The organism is Pseudomonas sp. LS_2, assembly GCF_042709235.1.
Taxonomy (GTDB): Bacteria; Pseudomonadota; Gammaproteobacteria; order Pseudomonadales; family Pseudomonadaceae; genus Aquipseudomonas.
Genome location: NZ_JAVAYC010000011.1, coordinates 39,791 through 65,316, shown reverse-complemented (window position 1 = coordinate 65,316; position 25,526 = coordinate 39,791). Strand labels below are relative to the sequence as shown.

Below are 25,526 nucleotides of genomic sequence, written 5' to 3'. Positions count from 1 at the left end.
GACGAATCGGGCAACTAAGCTGTGGGTCTTCAACTTTTCTGATGGAGCGTTTCCCATGAGCAAGATCGCAATCATCGGCGCCACTGGCCGTGCGGGCCGCCAATTGCTGGAAGAGGCCCTGCGCCGCGGTCATGAAGTGCTGGCCATCGCCCGCAACCCGGCGGCCTTGCAGGGGCACCCTGGCGTCACGGTGAAGGCCCTGGATGTCAACGATGGCGCAGCCCTGCAAGCTGTGTTGGGGGGTACGGATGCCGTGCTGAGCGCGGCGCAGTTCGCCACTATCGAGCCGCAGGCGATCATCACGCCGGTCAAGCGTGCCGGGGTTGGGCGTCTGCTGGTGGTCGGTGGTGCGGGGAGCCTGTTGCTGCCGTCCGGGCAGCGGGTGATCGACAGTCCCGACTTTCCCGAGGAATACAAGGCCGAGGCCAACGGTGGCGTGCGCTTTCTTGAGGCCTTGCGCCAGGAAAACGGCCTGGACTGGAGCTTCCTGTCGCCGTCGGCCGAGTTCTTCGCGGGTGAACGCACCGGGCAGTACCGATTGGGCAAGGACCACCTGTTGATCGCCGAGGATGGCAACAGCTCGATCAGCTTCGCCGATTTTGCCATCGCCATGCTCGATGAGCTGGAGCAGCCTGCGCATTCACGCCAGCGCTTTACCGTGGGCTATTGAGTGGCTTGAGTCTCCAGCCAAGCCATCAAGGCTTCCAGCCCCGGTGGCAAGGCTTTTGAGGGGCTGACCAGGTAATAGCCTTTGCCGGTCGGCACCTTCAAGTCGAACGGCATGCACAGGCGGCCACTGCGCAGGTCATCGCCGATCAACGCCCAGTCGCCGATGGCTATGCCGGTGCCTTGCGATGCCATGGCCATCGCCATGTCCAGGGTCTCGAAATGCTGTTTCGGGCCGTGGGGCTCCAGCCTTGCGCCTGCCGCGTGCAACCATAGCTGCCAGTCGTGTTCGTCCCGCGAAGGGTGCAGCAGCATATGCCGCGCCAGGTCTTCCGGGCGCTGCAGCGGCGCAGTTGTGTCGAGCAGCGAAGGCGCGCACACGGGCGTCAGTTGCTCGTCGAACAGCTTGCGTGCCTGCAGGCCGTGGTTGGGGGGGCTGCCATAGACCACCGCCGCGTCGAAGCCTTCGTGGCGGAAATCCACCCCATGCTGCACGGTGGTGGTCAGTTCCACCGGCACGTCCGGGCGCAGGGCCTGCCATTCCATCAGGCGCGGCAGCAGCCAGCGCATTACGCAGGTAGGGGCCTTCAGCTGCAAGGTGGCGCTGCGCCCCCCGACTTCGCGCACGCCCTGCTCGATCAGCCCGAACACCTGCTGCACCCGTGGCAGCCAATCCTGCCCTTCGCGGGTCAGGCTCAGGCCACGGGCCTGGCGCTGGAACAAGGCATAGCCCAGATGCGCCTCGAGCCCGGCGATCTGCCGGCTGACGGCGCCTTGGGTAAGGTGCAGTTGCTGTGCGGCACGGGTGAAGTTGCAGTGCTGCGCGGTCACCAGGAAGGTATGCAGGGCGGGAAGGGGAGGGAGTCGTTTCATCGTCGCAAGCCATGAGCTGAGAGCATGGCTAGTATGTGTTTTTTTGCCTTGTGGCGGTAGCCGCGCCTTGGGTCCAATGGGCAGTGATTTCAACAAGAACCAGGGTGAAGACGATGGCTACCTGCGGCGAAGTATTGGTCAAACTCCTTGAAGGCTATGGCGTGGACCATGTCTTCGGTATTCCCGGCGTGCATACGGTAGAGCTTTATCGAGGCCTGGCCGGGTCGTCGATCCGCCATGTCACGCCGCGCCACGAGCAGGGCGCAGGCTTCATGGCCGACGGCTATGCGCGCACCCGTGGCAAGCCTGGGGTGTGCTTCATCATCACTGGCCCCGGCATGACCAATATCACCACCGCCATGGGCCAGGCCTATGCCGACTCCATCCCGATGCTGGTGATTTCCAGCGTGCAGTCGCGCAACGCCCTGGGCGGCGGACGCGGCAAGTTGCACGAATTGCCTAACCAGTCGGCGCTGGTGGCCGGGGTGGCGGCGTTCTCGCACACCCTGATGAGCGCCGACGACCTGCCGCAAGTGCTGGCGCGTGCCTTCGCTGTATTCGATGGCGCCCGGCCACGTCCGGTGCATATCGAGATTCCGCTGGACGTACTGGTCGAGCCCGCCGACCACCTGCTGTCTGCACGCCCGGTGCGCACCTGCCGTGCAGGCCCGGCAGCGTCGGCGGTGGCGCAGATGGCCGAGCGCCTGGCCCAGGCTCGCCGCCCGCTGATCCTGGCCGGCGGCGGTGCCCTGGCGGCGGGCGAGGCCCTGGCGGGTCTTGCCGAGCATTTGCAGGCGCCGGTGGCATTGACCATCAATGCCAAGGGCTTGCTGCCCGCTGCGCATCCCTTGCAGATCGGCTCGACCCAGTCGCTGCCCGCCACCCGCGCGCTGGTGGCTGAAGCCGACGTGGTACTGGCGATCGGCACCGAGCTTGCCGAAACCGACTACGACGTGACCTTCAAGGGCGGCTTCGAAATCCCTGGCAGCCTGCTACGGATCGACATCGACCCGGACCAGACCGTACGCAACTACCTGCCGGAGCTGGCCCTGGTGGCCGATGCCGAGCAGGCGGCGCATGCGTTGCTCGTTGCCCTGCGCGAGCAACCCGGTCCGGCACCGGACGACAGTTGGGGGGCAGGCCGTGTCATGCGCCTGCGCCAGGCGCTGGCGGCCGACTGGGACCAGCCGACCCTCAGCCAGACCCGCCTGCTGACCGCCGTGCTGCAAGCCTTGCCAGAGGCCATCATCGTCGGCGACTCGACCCAGCCGGTCTACACCGGCAACCTCACCCTCGACCTGGACCGTCCGCGCCGCTGGTTCAACGCCTCGACCGGCTACGGCACTCTTGGCTATGCGCTACCGGCGGCCATGGGCGCCTGGCTGGGCAGTGCCGAAACCATTGCCGAGCGCGCCCCGGCGGTATGCCTGATCGGCGATGGCGGGCTGCAGTTCACCCTGCCGGAACTGGCCAGTGCGGTAGAGGCACAGGTGCCGATGATCGTGCTGCTGTGGAACAACCAGGGCTACGAGGAAATCAAGAAGTACATGGTCAACCGCGCCATCGAGCCGGTGGGCGTGGACATCCACACCCCGGACTTCATCGGCGTAGCCCTGGCCCTGGGCGCGGCGGCGGAGCATGTCGGTGACGTGGCGCAGTTGCAGGCAGCGTTGGCCAAGGCGGTGGAGCGCCAGGGGCCGACCTTGATCCAGGTCGACCAGGCGCAATGGCAGGGCAAGGTGGTGGGGTGAGGGCCAGGCAAGCGCTACGGGTACGGCCCCGTTCTTGAGGCCAGTATCGCTCCCACACGCTCGGCCTTGCCCATTGACGGTTCAGCCTGCGCTGGACCTGAGCCGCGCCACATCCCGAATCGGCGGAGCGCCATACAGGCGGCTGTACTCGCGGCTGAACTGCGAAGGGCTTTCATAACCCACCTTGTAGCCGGCCACAGCCGCCTCCAGCCCATCGTTGAGCATCAGCCGCCGCGCTTCCTGCAAGCGCAGCTGCTTCTGGTATTGCAACGGGCTCATCGATGTCACCGCCTTGAACCGATGGTGCAAGGTCGAGGTGCTGAGGTTGACCTCGCGGGCCAGGTCGTCGATGCGCAGCGGCAAGTGAAAGTGGTTGTTCAACCAGGTGATGGCCTGGCTGACGCGGTGCGTCTGGCTGTTGGCCAAGGCGATTTCATACAGGCGGTAGCCCTGCGGCCCACGCAGCAGGCGATAGAGGATTTCTCGGCGGATCAACGGTGCAAGCATCGGGATATCGCGCGGCGTATCCAGCAACCTGACCAGGCGCAAGATAGCATCGAGCAAGTGCGGGTCGAGCCTTTCCACGTACAGGCCGCGGCCCGAGGGCATGTTGGGCACCAGCATCGGCCCGCTTTCGGCGATCAGCTGGCTTATCTCGGCGGCGTCCAGGTCCAGGCGCAAGCCCAGGGCGGGGTTTTGCGGCGAGGCATCGAGCTTGACCCCGCTGATCGGCATGGCCACCGACACCACCATGTAATGCAGCGGGTCGTAGGCGTACTGTTCATCGCCCAAAAACAGGCTCTTGCTGCCTTGGGCCAGCAGGCACAAGGCCGGCAGCGCCAGGCCGGGCACTGAACGCACGTTTTCCTGGTAGCTGGACAGGTACAGGGATTCGACGGCCGAAGGGGGGCCGTACAGTTCGCCGGCGTGGCGTTGGATCAACCCGGCAAGCTCCTGGCGCTGGGCTTCCAGGCTGGGCTCGAGGGGCGTAGAGGTGGACGAAGGGGCGGTCATGTCGGATTCCTCCATGGACCGGGCCAGCATAAGTTCGGCCAGCAATAGGTGCTAGTCGAATGCTGCAAGGCGATTGCCTGATCCTGCAATTCGACAGGATCAGGCAATCGTCAGGCAGTAATAGCCTAACGGCCCGTGTGGGCGAGGGCCTAACCTTGGCAACCTGGCTTTTGCGTCCCGTTCGCTTCAAGGAGATCGTTCATGACCCTGACTAAACCAGTCACTCACCTGGCTTTCATCCGTGCCAGCACCGGCCGTTCGGCTGAGCTCGGCATGCGCCTGCGTGACCTGCTCGAACCTTCGCTGCGTACCCCAGGTTGCCTGAACTTCAGCGTGCAACGCTGCCAGGTCGATGACGATCTGTGGCTGCTCAGCGGCAGCTGGACCGACCCACAGGCGATGAACGGCTATTTCGCCTCGCCCACCTTGTCGGTGTTCAGCGACCTGGTGCAGGAACGGGTGCTGTCGAGCATGCACTTGCACACCTTCGACTGATGCCGATTGCGCTAGAATTCGCGCCCTCGATCATCAGCAGGAGTGCATATCAATGGCACGCAGGGAATTTCCAGGCTTCGAAGCCGTTTCGGCCATGGTGCCGGCGCAAGGCGGTGGCTACCACGCGGCCATTGCCGTGAAGGCCTTGCACATGGGCGGTGCACCGCGTTTTCACAAGGTGCTGGACGGCCAGGTGTTCAGCTCTGCACTGGCGGCCGATGAGGCTGCCAGTGCGGAGCTTGCGCGTTTGCAGGGCGTTGCCGAGGACGCTGCGCTGGTCTGGTGATCAGGCCTTGGGGCGGGCCATCTTGAACAGCTCGCCCAACGCGAAGTAATCGGCTGGGCCGCCACCGCGCAGGATCGGCTCGCCGGCGGCGGTGTCGTAGATGCCGTCGTTGAGCAGGTGCTCGGCAATGTGCACCGCTACCACCTCACCCAAGATCAGCCAGCTGGGCACCAGTTCCTGGTCGGCGCGCTTGAGCTGGATGATCTGGCTCACCTTGCATTCGAAATTCACCGGGCTCTCGGCCACGCGTGGTACGGCGATCACCCGCGAGGCTGCCGGGGTCAGGCCACTCAAGACGAACTCATCGACCTCTGCCGGTACCGCCGCGCAGCTCTGGTTCATCTGCTCGGCCAGCGGGCGGGTGGCGAGGTTCCAGACGAACTCGCCGGTCTGCTCGATGTTGTTCAGGCTGTCCTTACGACCGACGCTGCAGAAGCCGACGATGGGCGGAATGTAGTTGAAGGCATTGAAGAAGCTGTAGGGCGCGAGGTTCAGGCGGCCTTCAGTGTCGTGCGAGGAGATCCAGCCGATGGGGCGGGGGCCGACGATGGCGTTGAACGGGTCGTGGGGCAGGCCGTGGCCTTTGGCGGGTTCGTAGTAGTACATCTGCGCGGGCCGTGGCCCTTCCTCTGGGATGGACGAGGCGTCTAGTGTGCCAAGGCTTTGCCTGGCTGGAAACAATAAGCCCGGCCTAGGCCGGGCGGGTAGCGTACATCGCTTGTCAGCTGATGCGGTGGCCGTTGGTGCGGTCGAAGCCGTCTTCGGCGAAGCGAGCGCCGTTGGTGCGGTCGAAGCCGTCCTCGGCGAAGCGAGCGCCGTTGGTGCGGTCGAAGCCATCTTCGGCGAAGCGAGCGCCGTTGGTGCGGTCGAAGCCGTCTTCGGCGAAGCGAGCGCCGTTGGTGCGGTCGAAGCCGTCTTCGACGAAGCGAGCGCCGTTGGTGTTGTCGGAGCCGCCTTCGGTGGGGCGTGCACCGTTGGTGTTGTCGTAGCCGTCTTTGAGGAAGCTTGCCACTTGGTTGTGGGCGGCGGCGAAGTCGTGGGCGTTGGTGCGTTTGAAGCCATCTTCGGCGAAGGCGCCAGCAGCGAATACCGAGAGGGCCAGGGTGAGGATCAGTTGGTTTTTCATGATGGTTGCTCCAGTAGGGTTTGGGTTTGTTCTTGCTATGGGTCCTATGCTACGCCTATTGAATCGATAAAAAAGCGCAAAAAATAGCCTGTTTACATTCATTAATTCGATTTATCTGGTTTTGCTTGGATCTTTGCGGGCAAGCCCGCTACTACGGGCTCGCAGTTCCATCCGGGCGGCACGCTACCTGTAGGAGGGGCCTTGCTCGCGAAGGGGCGCAAAGCGGCCCCATTCTCGAAGGCAAAAAAAGGGGCGCCCCGTTACCCGGAGCGCCCCTTTGTCTACTACTGAAAATTACTCAGTGGTAATGCGCGAATGCGTCTTGGTGTCCTTCATGGTCACGTACACCAGCAGCGAGCAGGCGATACAGGCAGTGACGTACCAGTAGAAGCCGCTTTCCAGGCCGATGCTCTTGAACCAAAGCGCCACGTACTCAGCGGTGCCGCCGAAGATCGACACGGTCAGTGCGTACGGCAGGCCGACGCCCAGGGCGCGGATCTCGGTGGGGAACAGCTCGGCCTTTACCACGGCGTTGATCGAGGTGTAGCCGCTGACAATGATCAGCGCCGCCATGATCAGGAAGAACGCCCCCCACCAAGTCTCGATGGTATGCAGGGTGCTGAGGATCGGCACGGTGAACAGGGTGCCGAGCACGCCGAAGGCGATCAGGATCGGGCGGCGGCCGATCTTGTCGGACAGCCCGCCGATCACCGGTTGCAAGCACATGAAAAGAAACAGTGTGGCCGCCGAGATGCTGGTCGAATCCGTGATGCTCATGCCCACCGTGTTGACCAGGTACTTCTGCATGTAGGTGGTGTAGGTGTAGAAGGCCAGGGTACCGCCCATGGTCAGGCCGACCACGGTCAGCAGTTCCTTGGGGTGGCGCATCAGGGTGCGCATCAGGCTTTCCTTGGATTTTTCCTTCTTGGTGAACGAGGCGGTCTCTTCCATGCCACGGCGCAGGTACAGCGCAACCACAGCGCACAGCGCGCCGATCACGAAGGGTACGCGCCAGCCCCAGGCGTACAGCTGCTCGGTGGTCAGCACGTTCTGGAGGATTATCAGCACCGCCAGGGCGATGAGCTGGCCGGAAATCAGCGTCACATACTGGAAGCTGGAGAAGAAGCCACGGCGCTCCTTGGTGGCCATCTCGCTGAGGTAGGTGGCCGAGGTGCCGTATTCACCGCCGACCGACAGGCCCTGCATCAGGCGCGCGATCACCAGCAGGATCGGCGCCGCGACGCCGATGGTTTCATAGCCTGGGGTCAGGGCGATCACCAGGGAGCCTGCGCACATCAGCAGCACCGAGGCCATCAGCGCGGCCTTGCGGCCCTTGCGGTCGGCGTACAGGCCCATCAGCCAGCCACCGATCGGGCGCATCAGGAAGCCCACGGCGAAGATCGCAGCGGTATTGAGCAATTGGGTGGTGGTGTTGCCGGCAGGGAAGAATGCCTTGGCGAAGTACAGCGAGAATGCAGCGTAGACGTACCAGTCGTACCATTCGACCATGTTGCCGATGGAGCCGCTGAAGATCGACTTGAGGCGGCTGCTGGTGGTTTTCTCCGCGACGGGCGCGTTGGCCGCCCCGGCAGAAAGGGTGGTGGTGTTATCCATTAGGGATACCTTCTCGTTGTTTTTGTGAGGCGCGCGTAACCGCGGCTTGCCAGAGGTTTTGCAGAAGGTGTGCCAAATGGGGGCGAAGCGATTCAAAAGCGGGGTGGATTGCACCATTCGCGGGCAAGCCAGCTCCTGCAGGAACCGCGCTGGCTCAAGGGCTACGCGGTTCTCGCAGGGGCGGGCTTGCCCGCGAATGGCAGCGCCGCCAAGTCTTGTCGATAACTGGTATTTCGCTCTGTGTGAGCGCTTTATTGCCTATTCATGGTTTCCGATAGGCAATAATCCGCTCATTCGCGATCAAGGAAGTCCTCACGCACCAACCCATGACGCTGCATCTTTTCGTTGAGCGTGCGTCTGGGCAGTTGCAGGGTTTCCATCACTCCTTTGATTTCCCCCTTGTGCTGGCGCAACGCCGCACGCAGGCATTGCGCCTCGAAGGCCTCCATCTGCTCGCCGAGCGATTGCCCGCCGGGCGCCACCTCGATGTTTGGCGCGCCCAGCCCCAGGGCATGGCGCTCGGCTGCGTTGGCCAGCTCGCGCACGTTGCCCGGCCAGTCATGCCCCAGCAGTTGCGCCAGCTGTGCCCCGCAAAGCGGTGGCGCCTCGCGGCCCAGGCGCTCGGCGGCGGTGCGGGCGAAATGCTCGAACAACAAGGGAATGTCCTCGCGCCGCTGGCGCAGCGGCGCCAGGCGCAGCTCGGCGACGTTCAGGCGGTACGCCAGGTCTTCGCGAAAGCGCCCGGCACGGGCTTCGTCGAGCAGGTCGGGCTTGGTCGCGGCGATGATCCGCAGATCCACGCTGATGCTCTGGTTGGCGCCCAGGCGCTCCAGCTTCTGCTCCTGGATCACCCGCAGCAGCTTGGCCTGCTGGGCCAGGGGCATGCTCTCGATTTCATCGAGGAATACCGTGCCGCCGTTGGCGTACTCCAGCTTGCCGATACGCTTGCCCTGGGCGCCGGTGAAGGCACCGCTTTCATGACCGAATAGCTCGGCCTCGAACAGGGCTTCTGGAATGGCCGCGCAGTTGAGTGCGACGAAGGGCTTGTCGGCGCGTGGGCCGAAGTCATGCAGGCAGCGGGCGACGCGCTCCTTGCCGCTGCCGGTTTCACCTCGAATCAGCACGTTGACCGGCAGCGCCGCCAGGTCCAGCACCTGGCGGCGCAACTGCTGCAAGCCCTGGGACATGCCCAGCAAGGTGTACTCCAGGCGTGCCTTGAGGTCGGCCTGCTGGTGCAGGCGGCGGTTCTCCAGCACCAGTTGGCGCTTGTCCAGGGCACGGCGCAGGCTGCCCAGCAGGTTTTGCGGGGTGAAGGGTTTCTCGAGGAAGTCGTAGGCGCCGTTGCGCATGGCTTCCACCGCCATTGGCACATCGCCGTGGCCGGTCAACAGGATCACCGGCAGGTCGGGGTCGTCGGCCTGCAAGCGCTCGAGCAACTGCATGCCACCCATGCCTGGCATGCGCACGTCGCTGATGACCACGCCGGGAAAGTGCTGGGGCAGGCGCGCCAGGCAGTCTTCGGCGCGGGCGAACAGCTGCACGCTGAAGCCCGACAGGCTCAGCCACTGTTCCACCGCAGTGCGGATGCTGGCTTCGTCGTCGACGACGATCACTGAATTCAACATACAGGCTCCGGGTCGCGGGGCAGGGTGAGGCTCAGGCGTGCGCCGCCGGGCAGGTTCTCGACCTGCATCTGACCACCGGCATCGGCGATGATGCCATAGGAAATCGCCAGGCCCAGGCCAAGGCCTTCACCGACCGGCTTGGTGGTGAAGAAGGGGTCGAAGATACGCGGCAGGTCGTCGACGGCGATACCCCCGCCGGAGTCGAGGACGCTCAGGCACCACCGTTCGCCTTCGCATTCGATGCGAATCTCCAAGCGTTTGTAGCTTTTCTCGGCCATGGCGTCGAGGGCGTTGCGCAGCAGGTTGATCAGCACCTGCTCGAGGCGGATGGCATCGCCACGCACCCAGGCCGGGCGCGCCAGGTACAACGCCACCTCCACCGCTTCAGCGCGAATGCGTGCATCGAGCAGGTGCAGGGCCTGGTCGACCACGGTGGCCAGGTCCAGGCGCTCGCGCAGCCCGCCTGGGCTGTTGCGGGCGAAGGTCTTCAGGTGGCCGGTGAGCGCGGCCATGCGCGCCAGCATCTGTTCCAGCGGCTCCAGGGCCTCGCGGGCCTGCTCGTAGCGGCCATGGTCGAGCAGCAGGCGCAGGGTTTCCAATTGCATGCGCTGGGTCGTCAGCGGCTGGTTGATCTCGTGGGCCAAGGCGGCGGACATCTGCCCCAGCGCCGCCAGCTTGGCCGACTGCACCAGGCCTTCCTGGGCAGTGCGCAGCTCGCGGGTGCGCTCCTCGACCAGGCGCTTGAGCTCTTCGCGGCTGCGCTGGCGCAGGCGGGCCAGGCGCCAGCGCTGGCTGACGAACAGCACGGCGAACACCAGGCTCAGCCAGACCGCCGCAGCACCCAGGGCGGCGTTGCGTTCGTCCTGGGCGGCCTGAGGCTTGCGCAGCAGGTGCAGGGTCCAGCCTTCGGTATGCAGCGGCAGGCTTTCCCACAGGTAGTCGGCGCTGCCCTCCGGGCCTTGTACGCGGGCGAGCCGGCTGTGCTCGTCGAAGCGGGTGAGGGTCTGGTGTTGCAGGGGCACCAGTTGTTGCCTGTGGTACTGGCGGGTCTCGGCCAGTTCGGTGCGGTCGGCTTCGCTCAGCGGCAGCAGTTCGCGGTAGCGCCAGCCGTCCTGGTTGGCGAGGAAGATGATTCCACGGGCGTCGCTGACCATCAGGACATCATTGCCCTGGCGCCACTCGCGTTCGAGCTCCGGGAATTCCAGCTTGACCACCATGGCGCCGAGGAAGCGCCCTTGTTCGTCGCTCACCGCGTTGGAGAGAAAGTAGCCGGGCACCCCGCTGGTCACGCCCACCGCATAGAAGCTGCCGCTGCCCAGGCTGCGGGTCTGCTTGAAATAGGGGCGAAAGCCGTAGTTGGAACCCACGTAGGTGGTCGGCAGGCGCCAGTTGCTGGCGGCGACGGCAAGGCCGGTGCGGTCGAGCAGCTCCAGGGTCGAGGAGTTGGCGGCGCCGTTGATACGTTCGAGCTTGCGGTTCAGGGCGTCCTGCACCGGTTCGCTGACCGGGCCGCGCAGTGCGTCGATCAGTTCCGGGTCCAGCGCCAGTACGGCGGGCAGGGCGCGGTAGCGTTCGATCAGGGTGTGCAGGGCGGTGGCGTACAGGGTCAGTTGCTCGCTGGCACGGCGCGCGTCGGCCTGCATCGACTGGCGTTTGGCGTGTTGCATGGCCCAGCCGGCGCTCAGTGCGGTGCCGACCAGGATGAACAGGATGATCAGCCCCAGGCGCAGGGCGCGAACGGTAGAAGGCATGCGGCGGGGGTCCTGGGTTTCCTGCGGCGTGTCAGGTCCGGCCTCTTCGCGGGCTAGCCCGCGAAGAGGCCGCTACGGTTTACAGCAATTCGAAGCTCTGCTGCTGCACCGCCTGCGAATCGAGCCCGACCTGGACGTTGAACTGCCCAGGCTCGGCCACATGCTGCAACTGGCCATTGTAGAACTTCAGGTCGCTTTCGCTGATGTCGAAAGTCAGGGTGCGCGACTCGCCGGCCTTCAGCATCAGTTTGTGGAAGTTCTTCAGCTCCTTGACCGGGCGGCTCATCGACGCGGTGACGTCCTGGATGTACAGCTGCACCACCGTCTCGCCATCATGCTTGCCGGTGTTCTTCACCGTCACCTTGGCCTGCACGGTGTCGCCACGCTTGAGCTCGTCCTTGGACAGCGTCAACCCCGACAGCTCGAAGCTGCTGTAGCTCAGGCCGTAGCCGAACGGATACAGCGGGCCGTTGGGCTCCTCGAAGTACTGCGAGGTGTAGTTGCCAGGTTTGCCGGGGGTGAACGGGCGGCCGATGCTCAGGTGGTTGTAGTACATCGGGATCTGCCCGACCGAGCGCGGGAAGGTGATCGCCAGCTTGCCGGAGGGGTTGTAGTCGCCGAACAGCACGTCGGCGATAGCATTGCCGCCTTCGGTGCCGCTGAACCAGGTTTCCAAAATGGCATCGGCCTGCTCGCGTTCCCAGGCGATCGACAGCGGGCGGCCGTTCATCAGCACCAGCACCAGCGGCTTGCCGGTGGCCTTCAGGGCCTTGATCAGGTCGCGCTGCACCGCCGGGATTTCCAGGGTGGTGCGGCTCGACGACTCGTGGGACATGCCGCGCGACTCGCCGACCACCGCCACCACCACGTCCGACTGGCGGGCGGCCTTGACCGCTTCGTCGATGAGTACGGCAGCAGGGCGCGGGTCGTCGATGATTTCCGGGGCAGCAAAGTTGAGGAAGTTCAGGTAGTCGAAGATGGCCTTGTCGCCGGTCACGTTCGAACCCTTGGCGTAGACCAGCTTGGCCTTGCCTTCCAGGGCGCGCGTAAAGCCTTCGCGCACGGTCACCGAGTGCTCGGGACGGCCATCGGCGGCCCAACTGCCCATCATGTCGATGGGTGCATCGGCCAGCGGGCCGACCAGGGCGACAGTGCCGGCCTTCTTCAGCGGCAGGGTCTGCCCGCGGTTCTCCAGCAGCACCAGGCTGCGGCGCGCCACGTCGCGGGCAGCCTCGCGGTGCAGGCGGTCGTTGCCGTAGTATTCGGCCAGGTCGGTCTCAGGCTTGCCGATGCGCACGTACGGGTCCTTGAACAGGCCCATGTCGTACTTGGCGCCGAGCACTTCGCGTACGGCCTGGTCGAGCTCGGCCTGGGTCACCTCGCCATCCTTGAGCAGGCCCGGCAGTTCCTCGCCGTAGAGGGTGTCGTTCATGCTCATGTCGATGCCGGCCTTGATCGCCAGCTTCGCCGCTTCGCGACCATCGCGGGCGACGCCGTGACGGATCAGCTCCTGGATGGCGCCATGGTCGCTGATGGTCACGCCCTTGAAGCCCCAGTCCTTGCGCAGCAGGTCGTTCATCAGCCAGGTGTTGGCGGTGGCCGGCACACCGTTGATCGAGTTAAGCGCCACCATCACGCCACCGGCCCCGGCGTCCAGGCTGGCGCGGTAGGGCGGCAGGTAGTCGTTGTACATCTTCGGCAGGCTCATATCGACCGTGTTGTAGTCGCGCCCGCCTTCCACTGCGCCATACAGGGCGAAGTGCTTGACGATGGCCATGATGCTGTCGGGGTTGGCGGGGCTTGTGCCCTGGAACGAGCGCACCATCACCTGGCCGATCTTCGAGGTCAGGTAGGTGTCTTCGCCGAAGCCTTCGCTGGTGCGACCCCAGCGTGGGTCGCGGGCGATGTCGACCATGGGCGCGAAGGTCATGTCCAGGGCGTCGGCCGAGGCTTCGATGGCCGAGGTGCGGCCGACCTTGGCGATGGCGTCCATGTCCCAGGTGGCGGCCAGGCCGAGGCTGATCGGGAAGATCGTGCGTTCGCCGTGGATGGTGTCGTAGGCGAAGAACATCGGGATCTTCAGGCGGCTGCGCATGGCGGCGTCCTGCATCGGCCGGTTCTCGGGCGCGGTGCGCGAGTTGAAGGTGCCACCGATGCGACCTGCGGCGATTTCCTCGCGAATCTTCTCGCGGGGCATTTCCGGGCTGATGCTGATCAAGCGCAGCTGGCCGATCTTTTCATCGACGGTCATCTGGCCGATGAGGTGGTCGATGAAGGCCCGCTTGTCTTGCAGGGGCGGTGCGGAGGTGGCGGCCAGGGCCGCCTGACTGGCAAGGCCCATGGCCAGGCCCAGCAAGGACAATTTCATCATCAATTCCGTTATCGAGTGATACGCTCGCGGCCGATCGTTCGGACGACTGTTGTTGTAAGCCAGCTGGTGATACTGCATCTCGCTCCCCATCCACCAGCGGCAGCGGCAGCGGCGGATTATGCCTTATATGAGGGAGTGATGAGATACACTCTCGTCCGCCGCATGCCGGCTCACAACAATAAGAACGATCCAGAGACGCAAGGCATGACCCATCTCGATGAATATGAGCAGCGCCAGGTCGCCGAGGCCATCGCCCGCGCCGAGCGGCGTACCGATGTAGAGCTGGTGACCGTGCTGGCGCGCCGTGCCGACGACTATGACTACCTGCCGCTGCTCTGGGCGGCGCTGCTGGCGCTGGCGATTCCCGGTGCGCTGCATCTGTTGCTGGGTTGGCCTGGGGTGCGTGGCCTGCTGGTGGCCCAGGTACTGGTGTTCATTGCCTTTTGCCTGTTGCTGCGCCAGCCGCGCCTGGCCGCGTGGGTGGTGCCGCGTGTGCTGCGCCACCGGCGTGCGGCGCAGCTGGCCCACCGGCAGTTTCGCGAGCAGAACCTGCAACGTACCCAGGGCGCGACAGGTGTGCTGATTTTCGTCAGCGAGGCGGAGCGCTACGTGACGATCCTGGCCGACGAGGGCGTTGCCCGGCATCTGGATGAAAGAGCCAGAGCCGAGTTGGTGGCAAAGCTTGCCGAGCAGGTGGGCGAGGGGCGTACCTTGCAGGGGTTCGTCGAGTGCATCGATGCCTGTGGCGAGTTGCTGAGCCAAGCGGTGCCGCCGACCCAGCGGCGCAACCAGTTGCCGAATCGCTTGGTGATACTGGACTAAGCCTTGTAGTGGCGGTACTGGCCCTTTCGCCGCACCGCCGCGAAAGGGCCGGTACAGCCACCCCAATCAGCAAACCCTGTAGAATGCCGCCCATTGCGCACTTCGAGGCACCCCGTTCCTATGTCTTCCCCCACTCCTGCGGCAGACGCCCGCGCCCAGTTCCTGTCTCTCCTGGCCGACGCCTTGAACAGCGACACCCTGGTCAAGCTGGTGCTGGCGCGTCACGTCGGCGCCGACCAGACCTTGCAGCGGATCATCGCCAAGCCCCTCCAGGTAAAAGGCCAGCCGTGCCTGTCGTTGGTCTATCGCCACCAGACCCGCGACATCACCCGCAACCTGCCGCTGGACCAGGCCCAGGCGCTGGTCGCCGAGCTGCTGCCGGAGAGTTTCCGCAACGCCCACCTGTTCACCGCCGAAGGCGAAGTGCAACTGGGCTTCAGCAAGAAAGGCAAGCCGCTGCTGCAACACCACACCGCCCAGGCGCCGCGTGAGGCGGCAAGTGCAGGGCATGACCGCGAGAAGAAGCGCTACTTGCAGCTGTCGCGCCCATTCCTGCGCGACCTTGGCGTGACCGATGCGCAAGGTGCGTTGATCCCGTCGATGTCGCGCAAATGGAAGCAGATCAACAAGTTCATCGAGGTGTTCGACCACGCCCTGGCCAGTGCACCGCTGACCGCCGAGCAGCCGCTGCGGGTCGCCGACTTCGGCTCGGGCAAGGGCTACCTGACCTTCGCCATGCACGACTACCTGCGTGACAGCCTCGGGCGTGAAGCCGAGGTAACCGGCGTGGAGCTGCGCCAGGACATGGTCGAGCTGTGCAACGCCGCCGCCGCGCGTCTGGAGCACCCGGGCCTGGAGTTCCAGTGCGGCGACGTGCGCAGCGTGGTGCCCGAGGCCATCGAGGTGATGATCGCCCTGCATGCCTGCGACATCGCCACCGACTACGCCATCCACACCGGCATCCGCTGCGGCGCGTCGATCATCATGTGCTCGCCGTGCTGCCACAAGCAGATCCGCCCACAAATGCACAGCCCCGGCCTGCTCCAGCCGATGCTGCAATACGGCCTGCACCTGGGCCAGCAGGCCGAGATGCTCACCGACAGCCTGCGCGCCCTGTACCTGGAAGCCTGCGGCTACGAGACCAAGGTGTTCGAGTTCATTTCGTTGGAGCACACCAACAAGAACAAGATGATTCTGGCGGTCAAGCGCAGGCACGCCGGGGACAACGGCGCGTTGCTGGAGAGAATTGCCGAGCTCAAGGCGTTCTATGGGGTGAAGGAGCATTGCCTGGAAACGCTGCTGCGGGCGGATGGGTTGATTCCAGGCTGAGTCAGGCGATAAGGCCGCGCGTGTCCTGTGGGAGCGGCCTTGTGTCGCGATTACCGGCGTAGCCGGTGCCATTCACCGTGGCGTTCCCATCGCGGGACAAGCCCACTCCCACAGGCGGCGCGGCGTTCTTGAAACCCACGCGATGCAACTCAGAAAAACCGCGTCACGCTGACCTTGGCATTGCGCCCCTGGGTATACACGTTCTCCCCCGACAACTCCGGGCGCACGGCCTTGTTGAACAGGTTGTCCACCGTGAAGTTGACCTCGGTGCCCTTCAGGTAGGCCTGCTGCGGCTTCCAGTTGGCGAACAGGCCGTGGATCTGGTAGCGGTCGTTGGCGAAGTGGTCGTAGTAGCGGTCGCCCAGGGTGCTGGCCGGGCCGCTGTAGTAGTCGTCACTGGGCAGGCGGTCGGTCTGGCGCACGAACTGCGCGGTCCAGCCGATGCGCGCATCCCACGCCGGGATCTTCACGCCCAGGGTGGTGATCCACTTCGGCGCGGGGATGTCCTTGGCCCATACGTCCGGGCCCCAGGGGTTGGTGTAGGCCCCTTGGTGACGGCCAGTGATCCACGAGAACGACGCCGAGCCGAACAGGTAGGTGGAGTCGTAGAAGCTCTCTACCTCGAAGCCCTTGATCACCACGTCGCCGATGTTGCGGTAGTTGGACATCAGCCCGCCGCCGCAGGTGTTGGCGATGGTGCCGCCGGTCACCAGCTGCTGCGGGCAGCCGATGCCGGTGGCCTTGAAGATCTCGTCCTCGATGTGGTTGCGAAACAGCGTGGTGCGCACTTGGGCGCTGTCGCCGCTTTGCAGCACGTTGTCGAAGTCGAACACGCTGCCCACGCGCAGGGCGGTGATGCGCTCGGGGTCGAGGTCGCGGCTGGTGGCGGTACGGCTGCCGCTGCCTTGTACTTCGTACTGCTCGTCCAGCACCGGGGCGCGCCAGGTCTTGCTGTAGTCGGCGAACAGCGCGGTCTGCGGGGTGACTTTCCAGAACACCGACAGGCGCGGCGACCAGCCGCTGTAGGTCTTGGCGCTGTAGTCGTGGCCAGAAGCAGGGGTGTTGTACAGCGGCGCGTCGTTGGGTTTGCCTTCGTTGGTGATGTGGTCGTAGCGCAGCGACGGAGTGATGGTGACATCGCCGATGGTCACTGCATCCTGCAGGTAGTAGCCCTGGCTCTGCACCTTGCCGCTGGGCATGAAGTACGGCTGGTAGTAGCCGTAGTTGTAGCGCGGGGTATTGTAGGTGGTGCCGGGCATCCACATCTGCGTGTCGCGGTCATGCCGGCGAACCTGTACGCCGGCGGTCAGCGCGTGTTCCAGGATGCCGGTCTCGAACAGGCTGGTGTTGGTGACCGCGAGCATGCGGTCCTGGTACTCGGTGTCCATGCGTCGCCCGCCGGTGGCTGGCTGGAAGAACGCGGTGGCGTCGCGCTCGTCGGTCTGTTCGGTGTCCGACTCGGAATATTTCACCTCGAGGTCGACCAGCGGGTTGTCGATCGGCTGGTACTTGTAGGTGGTCGACCAGGTGGTGTCGATGGTCTGGCGGTTGGCCAGGAAGCGCTTGAGCGCGGCTTTGTAGCCATATTGCCTGATGTTCGCGGCAGTCGGTGGCGTGGGGTAGGCGGTGGAGGAGAACGGCGTCCAGCGCTCGCTCTCGGAGCGCGACCAGGAAAAGCCCAGGCTGTGCTCGTCGGTGAAGTGCACGTTGCCTTTGAACAGCGCACCTTCCAGGTCCAGGGCGCTGTTGGGCAGGCGCTTGGGGTTGATCGGGTAGCGGCCTTCCGGGTCGGGCAGATTGCTGGCCAGTTTCATGTCGCCGCCATCGCGCTTGGTCAGGTACGCCAGGCCGTCGAAGCGGCCATCGTCGCTGCGACCGAACAGCGCCGAGCTGTAGACCTGCTGGTGGTCGTTGCTGGCGTAGCCGTACTTGAGCATGGCGCCGCTGTTGCGGCCTTCCTGGAGCAGGTCGGTGGCGTCCTTGGTGGTCATGTTGACGCTGCCGCCGAAGCCACCGTTGCCGGTCTTGACCGAGTGCGGGCCTTTCTCCACCTCGATGTGCTTGATCAGCTCCGGCTCGATGAAGATGGTGCCCTGCTGGTAGCGCTCGAAGCCGCTCTTGGTGGCGCCGTCGACGGTCATCGGCACGTCTTCGGCATCGCCCATGCCCCAGATGTTGATGGTCTGGCCGCCGGGCTTGGCCGAGCCGCCCATGTTCACGCCGGGCAGGGTGGCGAGCACGCTGGGGATGTTGCTGGGCTGGTAGCGGTCGATCTGCTCCTGGTTCAGGGTCGAGCGGCCAACGTTGCCAGGGTCGACCTGCTGGCCGTCGCCGACGATGCTCATGGCGCCGAGCTGGATGGCGTTGTCGGCGGCCGGGGCCTCGTCGTTCAGCCGCACCACGAAGGTGTTGCCCATGCGCACCATGCTGAAGCGGCTGCCGGCCAGCAGGCGGGCGATTGCATCCTGCGCCTCGAAAGCGCCGCGCAGGGCCGGTGCCTGGGCGTCGCGCAGCAGGGCTTCGTCGAACAGCAGCTGTACCTTGGCCTGCTGCGCCAGTTGGCTCAGCGAATGGGCCAAGGGTTGAGCTGGCAGGTCGAACTGCTGTGGGGCGGCCTCGGCGGCCAGGCTCAAGGCCAGGCACAGGGCCAGCAGGGTGGGGCGGGCAGGCAAGGTTTTCAACGGACGCAACGCGGACAACATGATTTCCCCCAATCGGCAAGAGGCCGTAAAAAAGCCTGCGTTCAAGCGGCAGGCGTGGAGGAAGACGCGGTGTTGGGAAAAACCCTCACCTGCGAATGATAAAAATTCTCAATTTATTTTTGCCGCTGCTCGATACGCACGCGGCCGTCGGCCAGCGGCATGGTTTTCACCGGCAGCAGGGCGGGGAGTGCGTTGAGCAAGGCATCCGGGTCACGCACGTCGAGGTTGCCGGAAACCTGGTAGCGGCCTAAGTCTGGGTCGGCCAGAAGGATCGGTTGCTGGCGATACAGGCCCAGTTCGTCGATCAGGCTGGCCAGTTCGCGGTTGCGAAAACTCACATGGCCGTCGCGCCAGTCGGCTACCAATTGCTCGCCAACTGCCTGGCGGGTCAGCGTGCCTCGGGCCGGATCGTAGGTGATGCGCTCGCCCGCGCCCAGCAACGAAGGGGGCTGGCGCTCGCCCGGGATCTCCAAGGCCACCAGGCCATGGGCGACGCTCACCACCAACTCGCGCTGGCCGCGGCGCAGGTCGAAGGCGGTGCCCACCACGCGCACTCGTGCGTTGCCGGCATCGACGTACAGCGGGCGTTCCTTGTCGGGGGCCACCTCGATGTACAACTGCCCGCGCTCGAGGTGAATCAACCGCTGCTCGGCGCTGAATTCCAGGCGCAGCTGGGTTTGAGCGTTGACGTACAGCTGGCTGCCGTCGGGCAGGCGCAGGCTGCGCATCTCGGCGCTGGCTGCCAGGCGCTCGTGGAATACCTGGGCCGAGGTGCCAAGGTTGCCGACCAGCATTGCACACAGCAGTGCGGCGGCCACTGCCAGGGCGGGGCGCCAACGCGGTGCACGACGCACAGGCAGGGGCACGGGCTTGCTGTCCTGCTTGAGTGCGGCCAGGTCGTCCCACAGTTGCTCGAACTGGCGATAGGCGCGGGCGTGCTCAGGTGTCTGGCGCCACTGCGCGAATGCCTTGCGCGTCTCGCGCGAAGGGCTGTTGCGGTTGCGAGTGAACCAGCTCGCTGCCTGGGCATCGATCGGGGATTGCTCGATGTCATCGATCGGGGTCATTCGGGCTGCTCCCTGCCGGTCTCGCTGTCCAGTCGTTGCTTGCATTGCAGCAGGGCGGCGGCGATGTGCTTCTCGACCATGCTGATGGAAATGTTCATGCGCTCGGCGATCTGCGCCTGGGTCAGACCTTCGAAGCGGTGCAGCATAAGGGCTTCTCGGCGCCGCGGCGAGAGTTCGGCGAGCACCTGGCGCAATTGCTCAAGGCGCTGCTCGCGCTGGGCGTGATCCTGCGGGTTGTTGTCGGCCTCGACCTGCTGCGCTTGAGCGGCGTCGTCGCTGAAGGTCGCCTGGCGCACCTTCTGCCGACGCCAATGGTCACTGAGCAGGTTGCGCGCCACCTGAAACAGGAACGCCCGTGGCTGCTGGACCCGTGCGCGGTCGCGGTAGCCGAGCCACTGGGCGAATACGTCCTGGGTCATGTCGGCGGCATCGCTGGCGTTGTCCATGCGTTTGCGCAGGAAATGCAGGATGTCGCTGTAGAAACCGCGGCAGGTGTCCTGGGTGGCTGGGTCGGGCTTGAGGCGCTGCATGCACGCTTTCCGGGCTGGCCTGGGAAAAGGGTGCGGATCTTATCGAGAATTATTTACATTTGCCAGGGTTGAATTCGTTCGTCCTCAGCGGTGCCTGGCAGGCCCAGGTGGCAGTGCCAGGGCCAACGCCGGATCGCCCAGCGGATGACTGCTGGCGTCGAAGAAATGCAGGGAAATGCGCTTGTCACCGGCGAAACGATTAAAGAAGTGCTGCTTCTGATTGATGATCGACGCGTCGCTCAGTGGACGGATGGCGATCGACAAGTGGCGGGGACGGGCCGCACGAATGGCGTCGAGCAGGTGTTCGTCGCTGGTATCCAGGTGCTGGCCGAACAGGCACAGACCTTGGTGTTCGTGAGCCAGTTGCGCCAGGCACCAGGCCAGATAGTCCGAGTTGCGAATGGCACGCAGCTTGTGGGGGCTGCGGTCTTCGTTGATGAACAGCGGTACTTCGCCGGGGATGTTCACGGCGAAGCCATCGAGCAATTCGGCGCCCTGTGCTGCGCGCTGGCGGGTACTGCCATCGGGTAGCTTGAGCAGGTGCAGCCCGCCATGCAGGTGCAAGATCCGCGTGCCTTCGCTGGCGGTGCGGCGCACGTCGAAGAAGCCTTCGTCGTCGAACAGGCGGGCGAAGCCTTCCGGCGCCTGCTCGACTGCCCAAGGCAGCAGCAGGTCGTAGTTGCTGGTGTAGACGCTGCGGTACTGGCGCAGCGCCTGGTTGAGCGTCGCCAGGGTAGCGGGTGGCAGCAAGGCAAAGGGCGGATGCACGGCGCGCACCGCGTGAATCAACCCTTCCTTGATCGAATAGTAGCGGTTCAGCGGCGCGGTGGAGTTGATCGCCAGTGCCGCGTTGGCCCGTACCGTGGTGTTGAGGGTGCTCAGCACCGGCTCGAACAGTTCCGTGCCCAGGGCCTTGAACAGCGCCTGGTCGCTGACGCCCAACGCCCGATGGCGCACTCGCGTGGCCTCTTCGAACAGCGAGAAGTAGCCGAACGGCTTCCACAGCGCCCGGCTGGCGCCATTGCCCAGCAGCAGCGCGTGGCAGGGGTGGCGTTGATTCAGGTCGGGCCAGGTGGCCAGTTGGGTGTCGAGCGCGGGCATGGGCATTCCGTCTGGGTGGGGCGTAAAACGCGGGGACTTTAGCATGTCACGCAGAAATGCGACGCTAGCCCGTCCAAGGAAATGCACACTGCTCTGCGCAGGACAATCGCGATAAGGAAAACTTCGATGCCGAGATCTATCAAGCACATGGCCTGCCTGGCCATGCTGATGCTGCCCCTTGCGGCCAATGCCAACGACGCCCAGGCCCTGGCCGAGGCCCAGGGCATTCCAAACCCGGCAGTCATCGCTCATCGTGGCGCCTCGTTCGACGCGCCGGAGTCGACCAGGCCGGCCTACGAACTGGCCCGTGACTTGGGGGCCGACTACCTCGAACTGGACCTGCAACGCACCCGCGACAACGTGCTGGTGGTGGTGCATGACGATGTGCTGGCCCGCACCAGCGATGTGGCCGCGCGCTTTCCCGAGCGCAAGGCCAGCCCCGTCAGTGCCTTCACCCTGGAGGAGCTGAAATCCCTGGATGCTGGCAGCTGGTTCAACCAGGCCTACCCGCAGCGTGCCCGTGCAGCCTTTCGTGATCTGAAGATTCTCACCCTGGATGAAGTGATCGACATTGCCGAAGCCAACCCTGCGCACAAGCCGGGGCTGTATATCGAGACCAAGGTGCCCAGCCAGTTTCCCGGTATCGAGCAGCAGCTCAAGGAAAAGCTCCAAGCGCGTGGCTGGCTCGAGCGACCGGGGCGAGTGATTCTGCAAACCTTCGACCGCAACAGCCTGGCGCTGCTGCACCAGCACATGCCGCAAGTACCGAAGATTCTTCTACTGTGGGTGGGCAATGGCGCCATCGAGCCGGCTTCAGGCAAGAATTTCGTCGACTCCGCAGAGCCCGACAAGGCCGCGTTCTACGCTCGCCAGGAGCCCAAGTCCGAGGCCGAATTCCTGCGATGGCTCGACTTTGCGATCGAGGGCGGGGCCATCGGCACCGGCCCCTCAGCCACCCGCGCACAGCTCGGCGAGCAAAGCTATGCCGACTTGATCAAACCCTGGATGAACAAGGCCAGCCACGAGCGTGGCTTGCTGGTGCATGTGTACACCCTTGATGAGACGGTGGACTTCGACAAGGCGATGAAGGCTGGGGTGGATGGTATTTTCACCAACCGGGCGGGAGAATTGATGCGGTTCTACGGACGTTCGCCGGAAAAGAACGAGGGGCAGGTACTGAAGGCGCTGGGGTATTGAATGAAGAGGGTCGCGCTTTGCGGCCCTCCTGCCCTGCCACATTCGGGTATCGAGTCACCAAGGCAATGTCTCGATTGCTGCTCAAACCACAGAAACGAAAAAAGGAGCCAAGGCTCCTTTGAACGGACGTTGACGTCACCGGGACGCCACGCGGGAAGACGGGGTGGAGCGGGTAGAGGGAATCGAACCCTCGTCGGAAGCTTGGGAAGCTACTGTTCTACCATTAAACTATACCCGCCTTGGTGTTACCCAATGCGTACTGAGAGCGGTGCCAGGAAGAACCCTCGGGGCTTACCTGCTTCAGCAGCCCGACTTTTTACCAGAACCCTCGGCCCATGAGAACCCCAAGTTGCTAAAAAAGCCTGTCGGCGGCCCGTAGCCTGCGGGTTTTGAGAGCTACAGGACGCCGATGCGCTCAGAGGGCAAGTGCATGTTGCCCCTGTGTGTAGGTGTAGCGTTGGCGGGTATCGCGCACCGCTGGCTTGAGGAAGCCCAGCATGGCACTGCGGGTATCTTCGCACGCGGCCTTGTGTTCCATGTCGAGGAAATGTCCGGCGTCACGGATCGTGCTGAAGTGGCTCTGGCCGACGTGGCGGGCGAACTGGCGTGCATCCTCGACGGTGGTGTACTCGTCGCGCTCACCGTTGATGAACAGCACCGGAATGTCGATGTTGCGTGCTTCGTTCAGCGCGCGCTCCAGGTCGTGGGCCAGCACCTGGTTGATGTGGAAGTGCATCTGCGCGTACTCGTGGGTGTCGAGGCTGCTGATATGCCGGTAGTTGAAGCGCTTGAACAGGGACGGCAGGTGCTTGCCGATGGTGTCGTTGACCAGGTTGCCCACCTGGTAGCGGTCGCAGGCCGCCAGGTACTCGCAGCCGCGCTCCAGGTAGTCGCGCATCGGCTCGTTGATGACCGGCGAGAACGAGCTGACGATGGCCTTCTTCACCAACCGCGGCTGGTGCGCCAGCGCCAGCAAGGTGCAGGCACCGCCCCAGGAGAACGACATGACATGGTCGGCCTGGAAATGCGCGATCAGCTCCAGCAGGATGTGCGCCTCGGTCTCCTTGCTGAGCAGGCGCTCCTGGCGGTTGTGCGGCTTGGACTTGCCCGCATAGGGTTGGTCGTACAGCACCACGTTGAATTCCGGATGCAGGTTGCGCACCGTCTGGGCGAACGAAGCCGTGGTGGCCAACGAGCCGTTGATCAGGATGATCGTCTTTTCGGCTGCTTGCGCGCGATAGAACTCCGTGTAAACCCGGTACTGACCTTGGATATCAAGTACAGCAATTTCTGGCCTCATGTCATCGACTCCTGGCGCAAAAAGGGTATTCGCGTCACCTAGGGTGCACGTTCTTCATGACAGGTAGGCATACGCCTTGAAGTGAAACCGGGGGGCCCAGTGTCGATCCTTGACACGCTGGTCGACGGGTATTGTTGTGCGGGCGATTCGCCGTGCCCCAAGGCGTCGAGGCCCTGGGTGGCCGGCAAAAGGCGTCTTGGACTGCGCTCGTGACTGGCAAGTCACATGCAGACTGACGATTTGGATTCAAGCAGCCGGGCGGGGATCGTGCAAGTGCCATTCGCGAGATTTTGTAGGAAACGTCCCTGAGAATTGGCGGGCAAGGGCGGTAGTGCGCGTTTCGCGGGCAGGCTCGCGAAGACGCCACCTGGAACACCTCAGACCGAAGCGACTTCTTCCATCGTCAATGCCCGGTACTCGCCCGGCGCCAAGCCAGGGTCCAGGCCTATGCTGCCGATGCGCTCGCGGTGCAAGCCCAGCACTTTGTTGTCGAAGTGCCCGAACATGCGCTTGACCTGGTGATAGCGCCCTTCGACGATCGCCAGCCGGGCGCTGCGTGGCCCGAGGATGTCCAGCTGGGCGGGCAGGGTGGTCAGGTCTTCGAAGGCGAAATAGAAACCTTCGCGGAATTTGTCGACGTAGTGCGCGCCGATCTCGTCCTCGGTCTGTACCTGGTAGATCTTTGGCAGCTTGGTATGCGGCTGGGTCAGGCGGCGCGACCACTGGCCGTCGTTGGTCAGGATCAGCAGGCCGGTAGTGTTGTAGTCCAGTCGCCCGGCGATGTGCAGGTCTTTGCCTAGCTCGGCGGGCAGCAGGTCGAGCACCGTAGGGTGCTGCGGGTCGCGGGTGGCGCTGACACAGCCGGCTGGCTTGTGCAGCATCAGGTAACGCGCCGGGCGCCCGGCCTGAAGCAACTGGCCATCCACCTCCACGCGGCTGAATTCGCGCACCTCGTGCAGAGGGTCGGCGACCGGCGCGCCATCCACCTGCACACGCCGCTGTACCAGCAGCAGACGTACTTGCTGGCGGTTGTAGCAAGGCAGGTTGGTGAGGAAACGGTCAAGGCGCATGGGGGCGGTCAGCGCTTTTGAGCGATGGCTTTGAGCTGTTCGTCGACCGCCGCGCAACGTGGGCACAGGCACGCCTTGTCGCGCAGTTCGTCGGGTAGTGCCTCGAGCACGGTCGGGTCGATCTGCACAGTGAAACACCAGCAGCCCTGGGTGGCGCTGCGCGGGTCGGCAAGGCCGCATTGGTTGGACGCGCCGCAGGCTGGGCAGCGCTGGGTGTCGTTCATGGTGGTCCCGGTGTTTCGTCGAGGGCGCGCAGTATACCCGGCGCCAGCGTTGTTTTTCAGGGGGCGTTCAGACTGTTTCAATTTGTTGCTCAAACGGCACCGGATCGCGTGACGAAGGTCTTATTCGGTGTCGATCAATGTCTGCCGGTCGACGCTCGCCAGCGCCGCTGTCGGGCACCCTAGCGGTCCAGGAGGCCGCCATGTCCTATCGAATCCTGCTGGTCATCCTGCTGGCCCTCATGACCTCCGCCTGCGCGCCCTACTACGGGGGCGGGGGCCACTACCGCAGTACCTACTACACTGCGGACCGCTACGCCTACCCTGGCTACTATCGCCAGAACCACTACTACGTGGCGCCGCAGCCGCGCTACTACTACCAGCCTGCGCCCCGCTATTACCCGGCGCCTACTCCGCACTACCGGCCGTATCCGTCGCCCCGGGTCAACCAGTGGCATGGCAACCCGCGCAATGACTATGGCAACCGGCACCGCTATGACTATGGTCGCGACCGGGATCGCCATGACTACCGCAACGACCGACGTGATTGGGATGATCGTCGGCACTCCAACCGGCGAGGGGACAGGAACCGTCACTGGCAGCGTTGAGCATCCG

23 protein-coding genes and 1 tRNA gene are annotated in these 25,526 nt (G+C 64.5%); 8 read left to right on the top strand and 16 right to left on the bottom strand.

What is annotated here, in order from left to right; all coding sequences use genetic code 11:
* Nucleotides 1–55: 55 nt before the first annotated feature.
* Entirely contained in the window at nt 56–670 is a 615-nt protein-coding gene (locus RAC97_RS12465) for an NAD(P)-dependent oxidoreductase (RefSeq protein ID WP_375100550.1), read from the top strand.
* Here RAC97_RS12465 and RAC97_RS12460 read toward each other — a convergent pair.
* On the bottom strand, nt 664–1,539 hold the full coding sequence (locus RAC97_RS12460) for a LysR substrate-binding domain-containing protein (protein WP_375100549.1): 876 nt from the start codon (nt 1,537–1,539) through the stop codon (nt 664–666). The two genes, RAC97_RS12465 and RAC97_RS12460, sit on opposite strands and share 7 nt — an antisense overlap.
* Before the next feature lie 113 nt (nt 1,540–1,652).
* Here RAC97_RS12460 and RAC97_RS12455 point away from each other — a divergent pair, with 113 nt between their 5' ends.
* On the top strand, nt 1,653–3,290 hold the full coding sequence (locus tag RAC97_RS12455; RefSeq protein ID WP_375100548.1) for a 5-guanidino-2-oxopentanoate decarboxylase: 1,638 nt from the start codon (nt 1,653–1,655) through the stop codon (nt 3,288–3,290).
* Between the two features lie 81 nt (nt 3,291–3,371).
* Here the strand turns inward: RAC97_RS12455 and RAC97_RS12450 are convergent, their stop codons facing one another.
* Nucleotides 3,372–4,304: an AraC family transcriptional regulator N-terminal domain-containing protein gene (locus tag RAC97_RS12450; RefSeq protein WP_375100547.1), complete on the bottom strand. Its 933-nt coding sequence runs from the start codon at nt 4,302–4,304 to the stop codon at nt 3,372–3,374.
* Nucleotides 4,305–4,505: 201 nt separating this feature from the next.
* On the opposite strand from RAC97_RS12450, the gene RAC97_RS12445 reads away from it, so the two are divergent.
* Together RAC97_RS12445 and RAC97_RS12440 are read left to right on the top strand one after the other, a co-directional pair.
* The gene (locus tag RAC97_RS12445) at nt 4,506–4,799 is read left to right on the top strand and encodes a putative quinol monooxygenase (protein WP_375100546.1); all 294 of its coding nucleotides are present in this window, start codon (nt 4,506–4,508) and stop codon (nt 4,797–4,799) included.
* 52 nt (nt 4,800–4,851) lie between these two features.
* Complete coding sequence (locus tag RAC97_RS12440) at nt 4,852–5,085, top strand: hypothetical protein (protein WP_375100545.1); 234 nt, start codon at nt 4,852–4,854, stop codon at nt 5,083–5,085.
* Here the strand turns inward: RAC97_RS12440 and RAC97_RS12435 are convergent, their stop codons facing one another.
* The 6 genes from RAC97_RS12435 to bglX form a co-directional block, all read right to left on the bottom strand.
* Nucleotides 5,086–5,691 carry a flavin reductase family protein gene (locus RAC97_RS12435; RefSeq protein ID WP_375100544.1) on the bottom strand — a complete coding sequence of 202 codons (606 nt, stop codon included), beginning with the start codon at nt 5,689–5,691 and terminating at the stop codon, nt 5,086–5,088. It lies immediately after the preceding gene.
* Between the two features lie 115 nt (nt 5,692–5,806).
* On the bottom strand, nt 5,807–6,211 hold the full coding sequence (locus tag RAC97_RS12430; protein WP_375100543.1) for a heme utilization protein: 405 nt from the start codon (nt 6,209–6,211) through the stop codon (nt 5,807–5,809).
* A gap of 294 nt (nt 6,212–6,505) precedes the next feature.
* Complete coding sequence (locus RAC97_RS12425; protein ID WP_375100542.1) at nt 6,506–7,825, bottom strand: MFS transporter; 1,320 nt, start codon at nt 7,823–7,825, stop codon at nt 6,506–6,508.
* 290 nt (nt 7,826–8,115) lie between these two features.
* Complete coding sequence (locus RAC97_RS12420) at nt 8,116–9,450, bottom strand: sigma-54-dependent transcriptional regulator (protein WP_375100541.1); 1,335 nt, start codon at nt 9,448–9,450, stop codon at nt 8,116–8,118.
* Entirely contained in the window at nt 9,444–11,201 is a 1,758-nt protein-coding gene (locus tag RAC97_RS12415; protein ID WP_375100540.1) for an ATP-binding protein, read from the bottom strand. The genes RAC97_RS12420 and RAC97_RS12415 overlap by 7 nt, the downstream gene beginning before the upstream one ends.
* A 79-nt stretch (nt 11,202–11,280) precedes the next feature.
* Nucleotides 11,281–13,572 carry a beta-glucosidase BglX gene (gene bglX, locus RAC97_RS12410; RefSeq protein ID WP_375100539.1) on the bottom strand — a complete coding sequence of 764 codons (2,292 nt, stop codon included), beginning with the start codon at nt 13,570–13,572 and terminating at the stop codon, nt 11,281–11,283.
* A 204-nt stretch (nt 13,573–13,776) separates the two neighbouring features.
* Between bglX and RAC97_RS12405 the strand changes: the two genes are divergently transcribed.
* Together RAC97_RS12405 and RAC97_RS12400 are read left to right on the top strand one after the other, a co-directional pair.
* Complete coding sequence (locus RAC97_RS12405) at nt 13,777–14,394, top strand: TPM domain-containing protein (RefSeq protein WP_375100538.1); 618 nt, start codon at nt 13,777–13,779, stop codon at nt 14,392–14,394.
* Nucleotides 14,395–14,514: 120 nt separating this feature from the next.
* Nucleotides 14,515–15,723 (top strand): SAM-dependent methyltransferase, encoded by a 1,209-nt coding sequence (locus RAC97_RS12400; protein ID WP_375100537.1) that lies wholly within the window; start codon nt 14,515–14,517, stop codon nt 15,721–15,723.
* 149 nt (nt 15,724–15,872) lie between these two features.
* On the opposite strand, the gene RAC97_RS12395 is transcribed toward RAC97_RS12400, so the two are convergent.
* From RAC97_RS12395 to RAC97_RS12380, 4 genes are all read right to left on the bottom strand, one after another.
* Nucleotides 15,873–18,425: a TonB-dependent hemoglobin/transferrin/lactoferrin family receptor gene (locus RAC97_RS12395; RefSeq protein WP_375100536.1), complete on the bottom strand. Its 2,553-nt coding sequence runs from the start codon at nt 18,423–18,425 to the stop codon at nt 15,873–15,875.
* A gap of 113 nt (nt 18,426–18,538) precedes the next feature.
* Nucleotides 18,539–19,492, bottom strand: coding sequence for a FecR domain-containing protein (locus RAC97_RS12390; protein WP_375100535.1), 954 nt, complete (start codon nt 19,490–19,492; stop codon nt 18,539–18,541).
* Nucleotides 19,489–20,022 carry an RNA polymerase sigma factor gene (locus tag RAC97_RS12385; RefSeq protein ID WP_375100534.1) on the bottom strand — a complete coding sequence of 178 codons (534 nt, stop codon included), beginning with the start codon at nt 20,020–20,022 and terminating at the stop codon, nt 19,489–19,491. The genes RAC97_RS12390 and RAC97_RS12385 overlap by 4 nt, the downstream gene beginning before the upstream one ends.
* A gap of 84 nt (nt 20,023–20,106) precedes the next feature.
* Entirely contained in the window at nt 20,107–21,123 is a 1,017-nt protein-coding gene (locus tag RAC97_RS12380) for a DUF4917 family protein (protein ID WP_375100533.1), read from the bottom strand.
* Nucleotides 21,124–21,249: 126 nt separating this feature from the next.
* On the opposite strand from RAC97_RS12380, the gene RAC97_RS12375 reads away from it, so the two are divergent.
* On the top strand, nt 21,250–22,320 hold the full coding sequence (locus RAC97_RS12375) for a glycerophosphodiester phosphodiesterase family protein (protein WP_375100532.1): 1,071 nt from the start codon (nt 21,250–21,252) through the stop codon (nt 22,318–22,320).
* 164 nt (nt 22,321–22,484) lie between these two features.
* Here RAC97_RS12375 and RAC97_RS12370 read toward each other — a convergent pair.
* From RAC97_RS12370 to RAC97_RS12355, 4 genes are all read right to left on the bottom strand, one after another.
* Nucleotides 22,485–22,558 (bottom strand) — tRNA-Gly (locus RAC97_RS12370).
* Nucleotides 22,559–22,735: 177 nt separating this feature from the next.
* Nucleotides 22,736–23,620, bottom strand: a complete 885-nt coding sequence (locus RAC97_RS12365; RefSeq protein WP_375100531.1) for an alpha/beta fold hydrolase — start codon at nt 23,618–23,620, stop codon at nt 22,736–22,738.
* A gap of 377 nt (nt 23,621–23,997) precedes the next feature.
* Nucleotides 23,998–24,690 (bottom strand): pseudouridine synthase, encoded by a 693-nt coding sequence (locus tag RAC97_RS12360; RefSeq protein WP_375100530.1) that lies wholly within the window; start codon nt 24,688–24,690, stop codon nt 23,998–24,000.
* A gap of 8 nt (nt 24,691–24,698) precedes the next feature.
* Nucleotides 24,699–24,914, bottom strand: a complete 216-nt coding sequence (locus RAC97_RS12355; protein WP_375100529.1) for a cysteine-rich CWC family protein — start codon at nt 24,912–24,914, stop codon at nt 24,699–24,701.
* Nucleotides 24,915–25,114: 200 nt separating this feature from the next.
* Between RAC97_RS12355 and RAC97_RS12350 the strand changes: the two genes are divergently transcribed.
* Nucleotides 25,115–25,519 carry a hypothetical protein gene (locus RAC97_RS12350; RefSeq protein WP_375100528.1) on the top strand — a complete coding sequence of 135 codons (405 nt, stop codon included), beginning with the start codon at nt 25,115–25,117 and terminating at the stop codon, nt 25,517–25,519.
* The last annotated feature ends 7 nt before the right edge of the window (nt 25,520–25,526 follow it).